At 44.6% G+C, this 17185-nt stretch carries 11 protein-coding genes; all 11 read left to right on the forward strand.

The features are described 5' to 3' along the window. Positions 1-55: 55 nt before the first annotated feature. The 11 genes from QWZ04_RS14280 to QWZ04_RS14330 all read left to right on the forward strand — a co-directional run bounded on the left by QWZ04_RS14280 (position 56) and on the right by QWZ04_RS14330 (position 17154). Positions 56-1141: an AI-2E family transporter gene (locus tag QWZ04_RS14280; RefSeq protein ID WP_290328944.1), complete on the forward strand. Its 1086-nt coding sequence runs from the start codon at positions 56-58 to the stop codon at positions 1139-1141. Between the two features lie 82 nt (positions 1142-1223). Beyond that, positions 1224-2246, forward strand: a complete 1023-nt coding sequence (gene rsmC, locus QWZ04_RS14285; protein ID WP_290328945.1) for a 16S rRNA (guanine(1207)-N(2))-methyltransferase RsmC — start codon at positions 1224-1226, stop codon at positions 2244-2246. 212 nt (positions 2247-2458) lie between these two features. Then, the gene (locus QWZ04_RS14290; protein WP_290328947.1) at positions 2459-5845 is read left to right on the forward strand and encodes a response regulator; all 3387 of its coding nucleotides are present in this window, start codon (positions 2459-2461) and stop codon (positions 5843-5845) included. A gap of 796 nt (positions 5846-6641) precedes the next feature. Then, positions 6642-8318 carry an ABC transporter substrate-binding protein gene (locus tag QWZ04_RS14295; RefSeq protein WP_290328948.1) on the forward strand — a complete coding sequence of 559 codons (1677 nt, stop codon included), beginning with the start codon at positions 6642-6644 and terminating at the stop codon, positions 8316-8318. A gap of 159 nt (positions 8319-8477) precedes the next feature. Then, the gene (locus tag QWZ04_RS14300) at positions 8478-9464 is read left to right on the forward strand and encodes an ABC transporter permease (protein ID WP_290328949.1); all 987 of its coding nucleotides are present in this window, start codon (positions 8478-8480) and stop codon (positions 9462-9464) included. A 2-nt stretch (positions 9465-9466) separates the two neighbouring features. Continuing rightward, positions 9467-10492, forward strand: coding sequence for an ABC transporter permease (locus QWZ04_RS14305; protein ID WP_290328950.1), 1026 nt, complete (start codon positions 9467-9469; stop codon positions 10490-10492). A 2-nt stretch (positions 10493-10494) separates the two neighbouring features. Further along, positions 10495-11478, forward strand: a complete 984-nt coding sequence (locus QWZ04_RS14310) for an ABC transporter ATP-binding protein (RefSeq protein ID WP_290328951.1) — start codon at positions 10495-10497, stop codon at positions 11476-11478. Between the two features lie 42 nt (positions 11479-11520). Beyond that, positions 11521-12516 (forward strand): ABC transporter ATP-binding protein, encoded by a 996-nt coding sequence (locus QWZ04_RS14315; protein WP_290328952.1) that lies wholly within the window; start codon positions 11521-11523, stop codon positions 12514-12516. Between the two features lie 99 nt (positions 12517-12615). Continuing rightward, positions 12616-14343, forward strand: a complete 1728-nt coding sequence (locus tag QWZ04_RS14320) for a glycoside hydrolase family 9 protein (protein WP_290328953.1) — start codon at positions 12616-12618, stop codon at positions 14341-14343. After that, entirely contained in the window at positions 14336-15238 is a 903-nt protein-coding gene (locus QWZ04_RS14325) for a glucosamine kinase nucleotide-binding domain-containing protein (protein WP_290328954.1), read from the forward strand. The genes QWZ04_RS14320 and QWZ04_RS14325 overlap by 8 nt, the downstream gene beginning before the upstream one ends. After that, on the forward strand, positions 15235-17154 hold the full coding sequence (locus QWZ04_RS14330) for a beta-N-acetylhexosaminidase (RefSeq protein WP_290328955.1): 1920 nt from the start codon (positions 15235-15237) through the stop codon (positions 17152-17154). The genes QWZ04_RS14325 and QWZ04_RS14330 overlap by 4 nt, the downstream gene beginning before the upstream one ends. The last annotated feature ends 31 nt before the right edge of the window (positions 17155-17185 follow it).

The following is a 17185-nucleotide window of genomic DNA, read 5'->3' on the forward strand; positions in this document are numbered from 1 at the left end:
AGCGTCTGTTTTATGTCCATTATATCCAGTAACTTATTATGCAGAGAACACTACCGTGCCAGAAAAATTAAAGTTAGCCTCCAGCCATTGGGTACTTGTGATTGCGTTACTTGCAGCAGCCTATGCGTGTTTTTTGCTGGTTGAACCTTATGTAAACTCAATCATTTTGGCTTTCATCATTTCACTATTGATGTTTCCGGTTCACGAATGGGTTGAAAACAAACTGCCAAACTACCGAAATACCGCGTCGGTAGTGTCTTGTTTATTCCTTGTGGTTATCATTGTGCTGCCATTACTCGCAGTATTTGCAGCAATCGTGCAGCAAGCGTCTTTGTTTTCCCAAAATGTCTACCAATGGGGCACAACAGGAGGAATGCAAGAAGCACTCAATCACCCATTAATATTGCAAGTATTTGACTTAATAAACAAATACCTTCCTTTTGACGCGATACAGCCACAAGAAATAGCACAAAAAGTGGCAGGACTTATTTCTGGCTTTGGCACCCAGCTGGTCGCTATCAGCGCCAAAATCCTAGGAGATGCCACCGGGTTTATCGTCGATTTCTTCTTAATGCTGTTCGTGTTGTTTTTCTTACTTCGAGATCACGACAAAATCATTCTAGCAATCCGTCATATATTGCCATTATCACGTAGCCAAGAAGATCGCCTACTTGCCGAAGTAGAGCAAGTTTCTAAATCCGCGGTTCTAGGGTCCTTCCTTACCGCTATAGCGCAAGGGCTTGCAGGTGGTTTTGGAATGTGGCTCGCGGGTTTCCCTGGGTTATTCTGGGGCACAATGATGGGCTTCGCATCATTCATTCCCGTGGTCGGCACTGCACTCATTTGGATTCCTGCGACGGCTTTCTTGTTTATTAGCGGAGAAACCTCGTGGGGCATATTCTTGCTGATTTGGAGTGTTGCGATCGTTGGTTCAATTGACAACGTATTAAGACCGCTTCTGATGCAAGGCAGTGCTGGCATGAATACCTTGATGATATTCTTCTCATTGTTGGGTGGTATTCAACTGTTCGGCTTGATTGGCCTAATTTACGGCCCGCTGATCTTTGCGATTACTATGGTGTTGTTTAATATCTACGAGGAAGAATTTAACAGCTTCTTGAGCAAGCAAGATAACAACTGATCTTCGTTATAACGAGATAAAAACTTCAAGCAATGAGCGGATTATGCGAAAATCCGCCCATTGTTATTTTTACGAGCTCACTATGTCTTCTTATACCGCGCCAAGCCAAATTGCCCAACGACAACTCGCCTACTTTGCCGATAAACATGTTCTTGTCGCTGGAGAGGCTGAAGACCTATTCCCAATTGAACTGGCTAAGCACTGTCTATCCGTCGACGTATTTACGACTCATTACGGCTATTACCGACAGCTTAAAGATAATGACACAGTGACGACTCATTTTGGTGCTGAGTTCACTTCAGAAACCCAAGCAGACATGGTGCTACTTTATTGGCCAAAAGCGAAAGCCGAAGCTGAGTACTTGCTGACCATGCTGATGAGCAAACTTGGGCCAGATACCGAAATTTGTGTGATTGGTGAGAACCGCTCAGGCGTTAAAAGTGTTGAGAAGATGTTCAAGCCATTTGGCCTGATCAAGAAATACGACTCTGCACGACGTTGCTCTTTTTATTGGGGCCAATGCACAGAACAAGTGGCTCCTTTTGTTTTGCAAGATTGGTTCAAAACCTATTCTTTAGACGTCGAGAAAACAACCGTAACCATTAAGAGCTTACCCGGTGTATTCAGCCACGGTGAATTTGATGCAGGTAGCCAATTACTTATCGACAACTTACCAAAGCTCAAAGGCAAAGTGCTCGATTTTGGCTGCGGTGCGGGTGTCCTTGGTACCATCATGCTGCTGAAAAATCCTGAAATTAGCATAGATATGTGTGATATCAGTGCGTTAGCGGTTGCTTCGAGTCAAGAAACGTTGAAAGCAAATGCCCTAACTGGCCAGGTTTTTGCTAGTGATGTGTATTCAGATACACAAAGTGACTATCAATTTATTATCAGTAATCCCCCGTTTCACTCAGGGTTAGACACCAGCTACAATGCCACTGAAACGCTGTTAGCCAAAGCCCCGGGTAAACTCAATCGTAAAGGTGAATTAGTCATTGTTGCTAATAGTTTTTTACGCTACCCACCGATCATTGAACAAGCATTCGGCCACTGTAATATTAGCGCTAAAACGACTAAATTTGCGATTTACCACGCTTCAAAATAAGATCGTGAAAACCATCAGAGCCCAGTACTAATGGGCTCTAAAATCAGCTCAAACGTACTATTTTTGCGTTACTACCCGCGAAATCCCCTCCACTTACTTGATAAAGAAAAAAAACATCGTATAAACGTTAAAAACGTCAATATAATCATTTTCCTTAGCCATCGAAATTAACGAGACAGGCTAGAACTACGGCCAATTTAACGCAGTTATCTATGATACGATTTCATCGAAAGCAAAAATTCAAACGCCTACAACACACCTTAATGGTCGCATTCTTGGCGCTCAGCATTATTCCATTAACCGTTATCGCACTCTTTTTTCTCCAGTCTCATAGCCAAGACTTACAAGAACAAAGTACCTCGCATTTGATTTCGGTGAGGGATTCAAAAAAACAACAGCTTCTGGATTACTTTCAAGCAAAAGAATCGGAAGCCATGGGATTTGTACGCTCTGAGCTTGCCTACGCAAGTGGTGGTCGATTTTACGGGTTAGTCAGTGCATTTAGAGACCTAGGTGAAGATGTTGAAAAAGCACGTCAACATGCCCAACAACGCTATATCAAAGGTTCTGGTAGCAAAATAAAGACCTCAGTTTTACGCGAATCCAGTGATTTTGCAGGAAGTGAACGCTACCGTCTTTTACATAAGCGATATCATTGGGGCTATTTAGAACTGCTCAAACGTTCCGATTTTGATGACATTCTTCTGGTTGATCTTAAAGGGAACGTGACCTACTCCGTTAATAAATACGACAACTTTGGTACTAACCTACTCACTGGGCGCTATAAGCACACTAACCTAGGAAAAACATTCGCCAGTATCCAAAACCTAATGGAACAATTGGATCCAGAGACCGATGAAATTCCTACCGCATACTCTGACTTCACTTTAGAAGGGAACGAACACGTTGCCTGGATCGCCGCGCCAATCTTGCAGCAAGGCTACTTACATAGCTACGCCATCTTAAGGCTGCCAAGCACCAAGCTATTGAAACTATTTAAAGACAACACTGAATCTAACTCCATCAAAAGTCTATTAGTTGGAGATGATAATCAGCCTCGACTATTAAATCTGTCTCAAGACGATGTCATTGCCAGCCAAAAAATCATTGATATTGCTTTAAAAGGCCAAACTTCCGTTAAAAGTTTTGATAATGCCAATGGTGAACGGGTGATCGCAGCCTATACCTCCGTGCAAATTCGAGATCTTCGTTGGGCGTTGATTACAGAGCTACCAGAAAAACTGGCTTACGCTCGAATCCATCAGCTAGAAAAACTGTTTGTCGTGGCCATGCTTATTGCCATTATATTGGTTTTTATTTGCTCACATTATCTTTCCAACTTCATCACCTCACCGCTACTTAAGCTTACTTGGTCTGCTGAACGAGTATCAGCAGGAGATCTTGATGAAGATATGTTCACCACTAGCAGGAAAGATGAAATCGGCCGTTTGGCTGTGAGCTTTGAGCGTATGCAGCGCTCTATCCGTGAAAAAATTCAAACCATTGGTAAACAAAACCAAGAGTTAGAACAAAACCTCACCATTATCTCTCAACAAAATGACGAGTTGCACTTAGCCAACAAACTCAAAGATGAATTTCTTGCCACGACTTCGCATGAACTGCGAACCCCGCTACATGGCATGATTGGCATCGCTGAAGCTCTCATATCGGGCGCAAATGGGTCGATTCCAGCAAACCAACGCCACCAATTAGAGATCATCATAAACAGCGGCCAGCGCTTAGCCACCTTGGTGGATGACTTGCTCGACTATCACAAGATGCGCTACGGCAGCCTGGATATTCAAACCAATGCCGTCAACCTTTCGGGTGCTACGCGATTAGTTTTAGAGCTGTCGCAACATCTACTCGGCAACAAGCCTTTACGCATCATTAATCAGGTGCCCGTTGATTTACCGTTAGTGAGTGCTGACCCTCAACGTTTGGAGCAGGTTCTCTATAACCTCATTGGCAATGCTATAAAGTACACAAGTGAAGGCAAAATCGTTATTTCCGCTACCATTTTAGATGATGCAGTTCGAATTCAAGTAGTTGATACTGGGCAAGGTATACCAGCCGAGCAACTGGATCATATTTTCGAACCTCTAATCCAAGCTGGTCAGGACTCTAATCGCTATCGTCAGGGCTCTGGTTTAGGGTTATCCATCAGCCGCCAATTGGTTGAGTTGATGGGCGGCACTTTGTATGTAAGTAGCCAACCACTGGTCGGCACAACATTCAGTTTCTCTTTACCACTAGCAAACGATGAAGAGATTGCAACTTCACAGGTACTAAACACCGCGAGCCACTTTCAAGCCCCGGAGCAAAATGACTCTAACCTTGGCGACAATAACGCGCTGCCAGACAATCCGGATGGTCCACTATTAATCGTTGCCGATGACGAACCCGTAAATCTTCAAATTCTGGATAGCTTCTTACGAATGGAAGGCTATCGAGTTAAAACAGCCCAAGACGGCCCTGAAGCACTTGAGTTGGTAATGTCAGAGAAACCTGAGCTGCTCTTACTCGATGTTATGATGCCAGGAATGAGTGGCTATCAGGTCTGTGAACAAATAAGACAAAGCTACGATCATGCTGAGCTACCCGTTATTATGCTGACAGCACTAAGCCAAACAAACGATCGAGTCAAAGGCTTTGATTCAGGGGCTAACGACTATCTAACGAAACCATTTAATAAGCTGGAGCTGGCATCTCGAATAAAAGCTCACCTCGCGGCCAGCAAGGCCGAGCAGAGGCGACTAGAAAATCAACTTCTGCAACAAGAGCTTAAGCAAAGAGAAGTCATCGAAGCGAACTTGCTAGAAACACAAGGCCGCCTCTTAGAACAACTAGAATCTGCACCTGAAGCGATAATTTGCATTAATGATGACGGTCGTATTCGTTTTGCGAACGATTCTGCTGCCAAGCTCTTTAAGCGCTCTGCTGAGCAACTAAAACGCAGTCAGGCTGAAGAAATCATTGCGCCAAAATACCTAAACTTGAATGACGTTCACTATTGTGGCGACATTGATATTTACGTTGGCGACAAACGAGAGCACATCTCCAGCGACATATTGCTACTTCCTGAGGGTTCCGGCCTGCGTTCAATGTACATATTCAATGTAGGCGGTGGCGCTAATACAGTCCGCGTCAACAACTTGGAAACGGCAGTCGAAGCACTTTCGAGTTATGCCTTCGAAGGTGACAAAGCAAAACTGCAGCAACTTAAGGAGTTGGGGGGAGAGTTTACCCGCATCGCTGATAAGGTCTCAGGTCAAGGTGGCGATAAACAAGAATTGATGCGCGAGATACTGGTTGATGCCATGACAACCGCTATCGACTATTGGGAAACAGACAGTGGTCAAAGTAAGTTTGCCTTTGCTGAACAAAGTGGCTTGTGGCGCGTGTACCTAGACCGCAGTACACTGCAAACTCGCACATTAGATAAGTATTTACGTAAAGAAACACTACCTAAGACGCCTCGTTGGCGTACCGTGCTTAATTCTATGGATTACATCCTTGAGCATTGCAGCAGTGCGACTCAACAGCGGGCTCATTTAGAGATACTAAGAAACAAAATACAGAAGTTACTGACCAGTTAGATGTGCTGATTACTCATCGTCCCCTATCAGCACTACGCCGCATTGAACTGAAAACAATGGCCCATCAGACCTCTGATGGGCCATTTTTCCGCCATTGAAATAGTTACCCTGAATGAAAGCTTCACATCGTAAGCAACTCCCGTTCGTCACTGCGTATCCGCTTATTATCATACTGACGAAGGAAAGATTCCAACCGATATAACCTGCGTTCGTATGAGTAAGAAAGCAGCGGTTAAACGTTATTTATTTGGATTAATTAAGCTATCAATCTGGCAGTAAGTTCAAATAAAAACAGTCAAGGTTGATGCAATATTTCACCAAAAGTGGATTAAGTTCATCGGATTGAGAACCGAGTCACAACAATTTGTCAGTATTAATTTGCCATGTGAAATTGACGAAAAATAACGACTTTGAACTGGATCACCTATATAAAAACAACGACAATCACCCCTTACAGGGAAGCGTTCAAGGGTTAGTACTCACTAACAAAAATGCCATTACATGAAATAAAACTTGACCTGAATCACTTTAAATATTTGTATAACAAACAACCAGAACAACTGTAAATTGACGTTTGTTACGGAGTGAAAGGGTATTTTAACGTTTTTAACGGACACTCCAATTGACCGTAATACCAACAAGGTGTTTTCTTATAGGTGACCGAGGGCTATAGGCCACCCAACTTTCATCAATATTCAGTCGAAGTTGGAGGATTTTGGGATAGTCATCGGCGAGTGTTTCCAATTGAAAACATTCCCAACTTAGTGAAACAAAAAGCAATGAGTAAGGAACAGCTATGCTTGCCAATATTAAAAAGACAGCACTTGCAGCAGCAGTAATCGCAGCAGCTACTACCGTAGCACCTGTGGCATCTGCAGCAGAACGTAGTGAACTAACAATTGTACCTGACTTCTACCCTACAATGGTTCGCAACTTCAACCCATACCTAGCGACAAACCTACGTACAACAACGGATTTCGTTTACGAGCCACTTGTCATCTTTAATGAAATGCACGGTAATACGCCAGTTATGCGTCTAGCCGAAGATTTCCGCATGTCAGATGATCTGATGAGCGTGACCTTCGACATTCGCAAAGGCGTAAAGTGGTCTGATGGTGAAAAATTCACAGCGGACGATGTTGTTTTCTCATACCAACTGCTTAAAGATAAAACAGAGCTTGACCAACGTGGCATCAATAAGTGGGTTTCAAGTGTTGAACGTCTAAGTGAGTACCAAGTACGCTTCCGTCTTACTGAAGCAAACTCAAACGTACCATACGAAATTTCTTTGGTTCCAATCGTTGCTGAGCACGTATGGAAAGACGTTGAAAACCCGACATCATTTACCAATGAAAACCCGGTAGGTACTGGTCCATTTACTGAGATTGATACCTTCACACCTCAGCTATACATCCAATGTCGTAACCCTAACTACTGGGACAACGACAACCTAGATGTAGACTGTCTTCGTGTACCACAAATTGCAAACAACGACCAATTACTGGGTAAAGTGGTTAACTCTGAATTGGATTGGACTTCATCGTTCATTCCAGACATTGACCGCACATACGCTGCAGCAAGTCCTAACCATCAGTACTGGTACCCGCCATCAGGCACTAACGCATTTGTAATGAACTTCAAAAATACAGATGCAGCGAAAAGTGAAGCACTAACAAACGTTGATTTCCGTCGTGCTTTCTCTATGGCTCTTGACCGTCAAACTATCATCGACATCGCTTTCTACGGTGGCGGTACAGTGAATGACTTCGCATCTGGCCTAGGCTACGCATTTGAAGCATGGTCTGATGAGAAGACTCACAAGAAATACCAGAAATTCAACACGTATAACCTAGACGGCGCAAAAGCATTGCTTAAGAAAGCTGGCTTTGTTGATGTAAACGGTGACGGCTATGTTGACACTCCATCTGGCAAATCGTTTGAACTATCAATTCAATCTGTAAATGGTTGGACTGACTGGAACAACACAGTACAACTTGCGATTGAGCAACTTGACGAAGCGGGTATCAAAGCAAAAGCTCGTACACCTGAGTTCGCGGTATACAACCAAGCGATGCTAGAAGGTAACTACGACGTTGCTTATACAAACTACTTCCACGGTGCGGATCCACACCTTTACTGGAACAGTGCGTATAACTCAGCACTACAAGGCGGCGCGGGCATGCCTCGTTTCGCAATGCACTTCTTTACTGATGAAAAACTAGATAGCCTACTAGATAGCTTCTACAAAACAGCAGATAAGAACGAGCAGCTAGAAATCGCTCATGGCATTCAACAAATCATCGCTTCTAACCAAGTAACGGTTCCTGTTCTATCTGGTGCTTACATGTACCAATACAACGAAGCGCGTTTCTCTGGTTGGTGGAATGAGAAGAATCCTAAGGGCCGTCCAAACATCTGGGCTGGTATCCCTGAGCGTCTACTTCACGTACTGGACCTAAAACCAGTTAAATAAGTAGCACAACCCTTTGCAGCGCGCGGTTCTGCGCGCTGCCTTTCAAAACCTCCTATCGCTTGTCACGATATGGCGCTCGTCGTCAGGGGGTTACTCGTTCTAAAAGAACGTCCTGACTCCAGGATCAGGGAAAAAATCTGGGAGAGTAAGGTAAAAGTTATGGGATATTTTTTAAGACGTTTGTCGTTCTACTTGATTGCGTTGCTGGTTGCAGCAACGATTAACTTCATTATTCCGCGAGCAATGCCAGGTGACCCAGTTACCATGATGTTCGCCAATGCGACCGCACAGGTTACTCCTGAACGAATCGCAGCAATGAAACAACTACTTGGTTTCGTTGACGGTCCACTTTGGATGCAATACCTGACTTACCTCAAAAGCATCGCTAGCTGGGAATTAGGTACGTCTATTAAATTTTACCCTCTGAGTGTAAATGACCTTTTAGGTGGCGCATTCGGTTGGTCTCTTTTCTTAGCGGGCACAGCCGTTATTCTTTCGTTCTCTATTGGTTCTATTCTTGGCATTTTTGCTGCGTGGAAACGAGGTAGTAAGTTCGATACGTTTATCACTCCGGGCATGCTGATTGTTCAAGCGGTTCCGCAAGTGGTTATCGCCATGCTGGCCATGTTCATTTTTGCTATTGGTTTACAGTGGTTCCCAACCGGTTATGCCTACACCGCAGGTGTGACACCAGACTGGACTAGCTTAGCTTTCTATCAGAATGTCGCTTATCACGCCATACTACCGCTGTTTTGTGCATCGGTCGTTCAAATCGGTGGCTTCCTAGTAAACATGCGTAACAACATGATCAACTTGTTAGCAGAAGATTACATCACCATGGCGAAAGGCAAAGGCCTTAACGAAAACCGCATTGTTTTTAACTACGCAGCTCGAAATGCCCTGCTACCTAGTGTAACCGCATTGTCGATGTCTCTTGGTATGGCAATCGGTGGTCAACTTATCGTTGAAATCATCTTTAACTACCCTGGCCTAGGTTCTGTACTGCTTAACGCTATTCATGCTCGTGATTACCAAGTATTGCAAGGTCAGCTACTTATCATGACGCTATTCATGCTGTTCTTTAACTTAATGGCAGACATGTTGTATGTCGTGCTTGACCCTCGCCTACGTAAGGGAGGCAAATAATCATGAAAGATATCTTTAAACTCATTCAAGGTAACCGAGTTGCACTTATCGGACTCGTCATACTCTCTACTTTCTTATTTGTCGCCATTGCAGCACCACTAATCACAAAACATGCTCCAGATAAACGTACAGGTAAGCCACATGAATACCCATCGTTTGTTGTAACGGCTGCTCAAAACACGCCAGATGGCTGGATTGCAGAAAACCTAGCAACAGATCGCCGCACATTACTTATGTCGAAAAAAGCCGACCACGTAATGGGTACTACTCGTATGGGCCGTGATGTTTGGTCTCAACTGGCATACGGTGCACGAGTATCTCTAGCCGTTGGTTTTGGTGCCGGTATTACCGTGTGTTTCTTAGCTACAGTCATTGGTATTTCAGCTGGTTACTTTGGTGGACGTGTCGATGATGTATTAACCGCAATGATGAACATCATGCTGGTTATTCCACAGTATCCATTACTGTTTGTACTCGCCGCATTTATCGGAGAGGCAGGCCCGTTAACCATTGCCATCATCATAGGGTGTACGTCCTGGGCTTGGGGAGCCAGGGTAATACGTTCACAAACCTTATCTTTACGTGAAAAAGAGTTTGTTAAAGCGGCTGAAGTTCTTGGTGAGTCCGCATGGCGCATCATCTTTGTAGAGATTCTTCCTAACCTAATCCCTATTGTCGGCGCGAGCTTCATTGGCTCTGTAATGTACGCCATCATGATGGAAGCAACGATCTCGTTCTTAGGCCTTGGTGACCCAAGCACCATCAGTTGGGGCATCATGCTCTACAACGTTCAAACGTCATCTTCAATGCTGATTGGCGCTTGGTGGGAGCTCATTGGTCCTTGTTTAGCTTTGACTTTCCTTGTAACAGGTTTGGCATTATTGAACTTTGCTGTCGATGAGATTGCTAACCCACAATTACGTTCTCACAAAGGCATGAAACGCTGGAAAAAATTGGCTGCTCAAGAAAAATCAGAGCGTACACCAGAGTTACCACCACAAAATGCACTTTGGAGCGGAGATAAATAATTATGACTGAACCACTAATTTCTGTCCGCAACCTTTGCGTTGACTACATAACAGACGCTGGCGATGTTCGCGCTTGTAATAACGTGAGCTTTGACATCGCTCCAGGAGAAGTACTTGGCCTAGCTGGTGAATCTGGCTGCGGTAAATCAACCGTCGCATTCTCTCTTATGCGTCTGCACAAGCCGCCTGCTTTTATCACAGGTGGAGAGGTTATTTTCAACGGTGAAAATATCTTGGATTACAGCGACGAACGTATGCAATCGTTCCGTTGGAGCCAAATGTCCATGGTATTCCAAAGTGCGATGAATGCGCTTAACCCTGTTCTCACTATGGAAGACCAATTTTGTGATGTGATTATGCATCACACAAATATGACTCGTGAACAAGCGGTTCGCCGTGCTGAGGGGCTTCTGGAGATTGTAGATATCCACCCAGGACGTTTGCAAGATTATCCTCACCAGTTTTCTGGTGGTATGCGTCAACGTTTAGTTATCGCTATTGCGCTCGCGCTTAATCCAAAAATGATCATTATGGATGAGCCGACAACAGCGCTAGACGTAGTAGTACAGCGAGAGATTTTACAAAAAATTTACGCCCTCAAAGAAGAGTTTGGTTTCGCAATATTGTTCATCACCCATGACTTGTCTTTGATGGTCGAGTTTTCTGACCGAATCGGCATCATGTACTCAGGTGAATTAATCGAAGTTGCTCCGTCTAAAGAAATTTTAACGAGCCCATACCACCCGTACACCAAAGGGCTGGGAAGTTCTTTCCCGCCACTGATTGGTCCGAAAACCAAGCTAACGGGCATACCTGGCAACCCACTAAATTTGCTAGATATCCCACAAGGGTGTCGTTTCCAAGCTCGTTGTGAACGTGCTCATGAAGCGTGTACGAAAGTTCCTACGGTGTTGCGTCAAATTGAGCATAACCGTTTCTCCAACTGCCATCTATATGGTGAGCAACTCGCTCAGACGGAATCTTAATCGTCCATTGGTGTAAGAAGTAAAGAGTTTCTGGAGTCAACTATGAGCAATGAATACGGTAAGTTACTAGTAGAAGGCAAAAATCTGGTTAAAGATTTCCCTATCAGCAGTAATGCGCTACAGCAACCAATGATGCGTGCTATCAACGACGTGTCATTCAAAATGTATAAAAGTCGCGGCCTAGCCGTGGTTGGTGAGTCTGGTTCAGGCAAATCTACTACCGCTAAGATGATCGCAAAGATGTACGCACCAACCGATGGCATCATCGAATACAAAGGCCGTGATATCCAAGATATCTCAAGCCGTAAAGATGTGATGCACTACCGTGAAGGCGTGCAAATGGTATGGCAGGACCCGTTTGGTTCACTAAACCCAACCCATAATATTTTCCACCATATTGCTCGTCCGTTACTGATCCACAAGAAAGTAACGCCGGGTAATAAAAAAGAACTAGAAGATCGTGTTCATCACTTATTGGAACAAGTTGGTCTAATTCCAGCAAAGGAAACGGCGGATAAATTCCCGCATCAACTTTCAGGTGGTCAACGTCAACGAGTCAATTTGGCACGTAATATCGCTGTAGGTGCTGAAGTCGTATTGGCAGATGAACCAACGTCCATGTTGGATGTGTCTATACGTGCTGGCGTACTTAACCTAATGGAAGAAATGAAGTTTGAGAAAGAAATGTCTCTGCTTTATATCACCCATGACATCGCCACTGCTCGTTACATTGCTGAAGATATCTCAGTGATGTATGTAGGTCATATGGTTGAGTGGGGCGATACCGATGAAGTTATTGCTAATCCTCAGCACCCATATACACGCTTATTGGTTTCAGCCGTTCCAGATCCTAGTAAATCTATTCATACCAAGCTTGAGGGTAATAAAGGTGAAATTCCACTATGGACACCAGTGTCCGTAGGCTGTCCATTTAGCGGTCGATGCACACACGCAACCGCTAAGTGTTCAGAACAACTACCTGGTGTCACTAAGCTTTCAGATAACCACTTTGTTCGTTGTTATCTGTACGAGAGCTAATCACCTTAACGTGAATGCTCACAAAAGCTAATTACCCACGTTCAACACATTATCAGAGGGCGTAACTTCCCTCTTTACTTGTAATACCTGGAGACCTTGATGCAACTGTTTACGAACCAAATTGGTTATGAAGTAATAGGCTCAAAACAAGCCGTATTATTACTCGACAGCGATATAGCTTCAGCCTTAACGGCCGAACTAGTGTGTTCAGATACTTTGAAAGCGGTGCAAGAACTTCATGTTCAACAGCCAAGTAAAGTATCTAACTGGCATCAGGGTCTGTTTAGCGTTATCGACTTTTCTCAAGTAGAGCAAGCCGGACGCTACTTCATTCGCGTGGGAGAGACTTGCTCTCATTCATTCGAAATTGGTGACGGAATACTAATGCAACGAACCTTTTCTGATTTGTTGCACTACTTTAAATCACAACGATGCGGCGGCATTTTCGACCAACAGGACGGGGCTATTCCACTGCTCGGCACCGACCAAACCGCGGATGTTGGGGGGGGTTGGTATGACGCCTCTGGTGATGTCAGTAAATATTTGAGTCACCTCTCTTATAGCAACTTTTTAAACCCTCAACAGACCCCTATGGTCGTATGGAACATGTTAAAAGGCTTAGCGGTTTTGGAGGATTGCTCTGACTTTTCAGCATTTTCACGAGTAAGATTGAGTGAAGAAGCCCTATTTGGTGCTGACTTCCTCGTCCGTATGCAACACTCGGAGGGTTACTTTTATTTAACGGTCTTTGACAAATGGAGCAAGGACGTAAAACAACGGGAGATATGTGCCTACGAAACTCAAGATGGTCACAAAACAGCCGATTATCAGGCTGGATTCCGCCAAGGTGGAGGAGTAAGTATCGCAGCATTAGCTGCCGCTGCTCGCCTTGATACCCATGGCGAATATGACCAACAGCAATACCTTGAGGCCGCGACACGTGGTTATTGGCACCTAAAAGAAAACAACACTCAATATCTCGATGATGGTATCGAAAACATCATTGATGACTATTGTGCACTGCTGGCGGCTGTAGAGCTTTACCGCACAACCAAAGACAGCCGTTACTTAACTGAAAGCCGCTTTTGGGCAGACAAACTTGCCTCTCGTCAACATTGTGACGACGCTTTCAATCACTACTGGTCGGCAAACCAAGATGGCAGCAGACCCTATTTCCACGCAGCTGAAGCTGGGCTTCCAGTAATCGCCTTGTGTGAATACCTATCAATCGAGTCCAATGCTCAGAACTTTACACGTATTCAAACCGTTGTATCCAATGCCATTGAGTTTGAATTAAACATTAGCTCAACCGTACCGAACCCCTTTGGCTACCCACGCCAATACGTGAAATCCGTGACAGGTCAAAAACGTGATGCCTTTTTTGTCGCACACGAAAATGAATCCGGCTACTGGTGGCAAGGTGAAAACGCACGCCTAGGCTCTCTTGCGAGCATGGCGTTTAGCGCTCTCCCATACCTTGATAACTCTAAGCATTCCGCAGTAAATGAATACGCTCAACAGTGTTTAAACTGGATTGTTGGGCTAAACCCTTACGACATGTGCATGCTCGATGGTCATGGGCATAACAACCCAGATTACTTGCCTCAGCTTGGCTTCTTCAATGCCAAAGGTGGCGTCTGTAATGGCATAACTGGCGGATTTGACGACGAAAATGACATTGCTTTTAACCCACCAAAACAAAAAGACGACATGTTGCAAAACTGGCGTTGGGGGGAGCAATGGATCCCACACGGTGCTTGGTTATTGCTCGCTGTGATGACTCAATTTCATTCTAACGAGACCACAAAGGAAAATTGTAATGGTTAAGTATTTCGTTGGTATTGATGGCGGAGGCACATCGTGTCGCGCACGAATTAAAGATACTCAAGGCAACATCATCGGTGAAGCTAAAAGTGGCAGCGCAAACATTCTATTGGGTGTATCCGTAGCAATGCAATCCATCGTTTCTGCCATCACTCAAGCTGCCAAACAAGGCGGATTAGGCGAAAATGACTTTCAATACATGCACCTTGGACTCGCACTGGCTGGCGCAGAACAAAAATCGGCTTGGCATGCATTCATGGCACTAGAGCACCCATTTGCCAGCATGACACTCAACACTGACGCTTACGGCGCTTGTCTAGGCGCACATGATGGTGAAGATGGTGCAATAATGATTGCTGGCACTGGATCTTGTGGCATTTTATTGCTCAATGGCGAGCAACATGTTGTTGGCGGTCGAGAGTTCCCAATCTCTGATCAAGGTGGCGGTGCCATCATGGGACTTCATTTAATCCAACAAGTTTTGCTCGCTCAAGATGGCATTAAACCTAACACTAAATTAGCGCAATTCGTCATGGCACATTTTTCAAATGATGTGGATGAAATTGTTGCTTGGTCTAAAACAGCCAAGCCACGTGATTACGGGCATTTTTGTCCACAGGTGTTTGAATACGCTCTTGAGGGTGACACCTTAGCCGTTGAATTAATGACACAAACGGCCGCTGATATCGAGATGTATCTCGTTGCACTAAACCAGCGTGGTGCGAACAGAATCGCACTTATGGGAAGCATAGGCGAACGCATTTCCAAATGGCTTTCACCTTTAGCACAGCAATGGTTAGTTCAACCAAGTTCTGATGCGATAGAAGGTGGCATCATGATGGCAGGTAGCTCGGAACATAATTTATTCCCACTTGACGTGCCGGAGGTAACCCTATGAACTATCGCGTCGATTTAGCGGTTCTCTCTGATGAAAACAAAGTGTCTCGCTTCGGTATGACCTTGCACAACTTAAGTGACCAAGCTTTAACAGACTGGACTCTGCACTTTGCCGTAGACAGATACATACTGCCGGAAACACTCACTCAAGGCAGCATCAAACAGATAGGCGGCTACTGCCAGCTAAACCCTGATAATCAACAGGCACTAGAGGCGAACAACCACTATTACGTTGAATTTGACATTAATACCGTTCCATTTAGGTTTCTAACAGATGGCATTAACGATGCGTTCATTGAAGTCAACACGTCTTCAAACTCTAAAAGAATCAATGTTGATATCACACCAATTACATTAGCAAGCCCATACAAAGAAAGGACACACGTTCCAACAGTGTCTTCAGCTGAGTTATCACTGATCCCTCAACCTTTATTTTTGGAAAGATCAGAAGGCCGTTTTATTCTCACTCCTGACGTAGGGATTAATCGCCAGTCTGAATTAGCTAATGTGGGCGTAAACTGGCTGATCGGCGAAATTGAAAAGAACGCTGATATAAGCTTATGTGAATCTGAAACGGGGAAAATCACTTATCGTTCGAATCCTACTCTCGATGAAGGCTGCTATAACCTAACCATATTAACCAACCAAATCTTGGTTGAATCGGGCTCTTCAAACGGGTTTGTTCATGCCAGCGCAACCTTGCTACAAATCATCTCAGGTCAACAAATTAACCTAGTTTTGCCCTGCTTGAGCATCAAGGATAAGCCGCGCTATCGATACCGCGGCATGATGCTAGACTGCGCGCGACACTTCCATAGTGTTGAACAAGTAAAGTCGCTCATCAATCATTTGGCCAGTTACAAGTTCAACCATTTTCATTGGCACTTAACCGATGATGAAGGCTGGCGAATCGAAATAAAAGCTTTCCCTGAATTAACCAAAATTGGAGCGTGGCGTGGCATTGATACCCCTATCGAGCCGCAATACAGCCATATTAATTCAACTTACGGTGGGTTTTATACCCAGGAAGATATTTCCGATGTTGTTCAATACGCCTTAGAGCGTGGGGTTACCGTGATCCCAGAGATCGACATACCAGGTCATTGCCGTGCAGCCATCAAGTCACTGCCCGATTTACTTGTTGATCCAGAAGATAAATCACAATATCGCAGTATTCAGTATTACAACGACAACGTATTGTCCCCTGCATTGTCAGGCACATATCAATTCGTTGACGCAGTATTAGAAGAAATCGCAGCACTGTTCCCCGCTCCTTATGTCCATATTGGTGCCGATGAAGTACCGAAAGGCGTATGGACTCAAAGCCCTAGTTGCCAAGCCTTAATGGAGCAGCAAGGCTATGAAGACCCTAGTGAACTGCAAGGTCACTTGTTGCGTTATGCAGAACAAAAATTGAAATCTTTAGGTAAGCGAATGCTAGGTTGGGAGGAAGCTCAACACGGCGATAAAGTCAGTAAAGACACAGTTATCTTTTCGTGGCTGAGTGAAGAAGCCGCGCTGACATGCGCCCAAAAAGGCTTCGATGTCGTCCTGCAACCCGGACAAACCACTTACCTAGACATGACTCAAGACTTTGCACCCGAAGAGCACGGCGTTGACTGGGCCAACCCAATCCCATTGGAAAAAGCCTATCGATATGAACCTCTTAATTCACTAGCAGAAAACGATCCAATTCGAAACCGCGTATGGGGAGTTCAATGTGCGCTTTGGTGTGAAATCATCGAAAACCGTTCTCAGCTTGAATACATGGTATTCCCTAGAGTCACAGCAATGGCAGAAGTGAACTGGAGTGATCAATCTCGGCGCGACTGGCTGGATTATCTAGCCAGACTACAAGGCCATTTAAGCCATTTAGATCGTCAAGGTGTTAACTACAGAAACCCTTGGCAACAGTAATTACACACTTACAGAATTAGTATTTTAGGGC

The sequence above is a fragment of the Vibrio tapetis subsp. quintayensis genome, from assembly GCF_030409945.1.
Lineage (GTDB): Bacteria > Pseudomonadota > Gammaproteobacteria > Enterobacterales > Vibrionaceae > Vibrio > Vibrio quintayensis.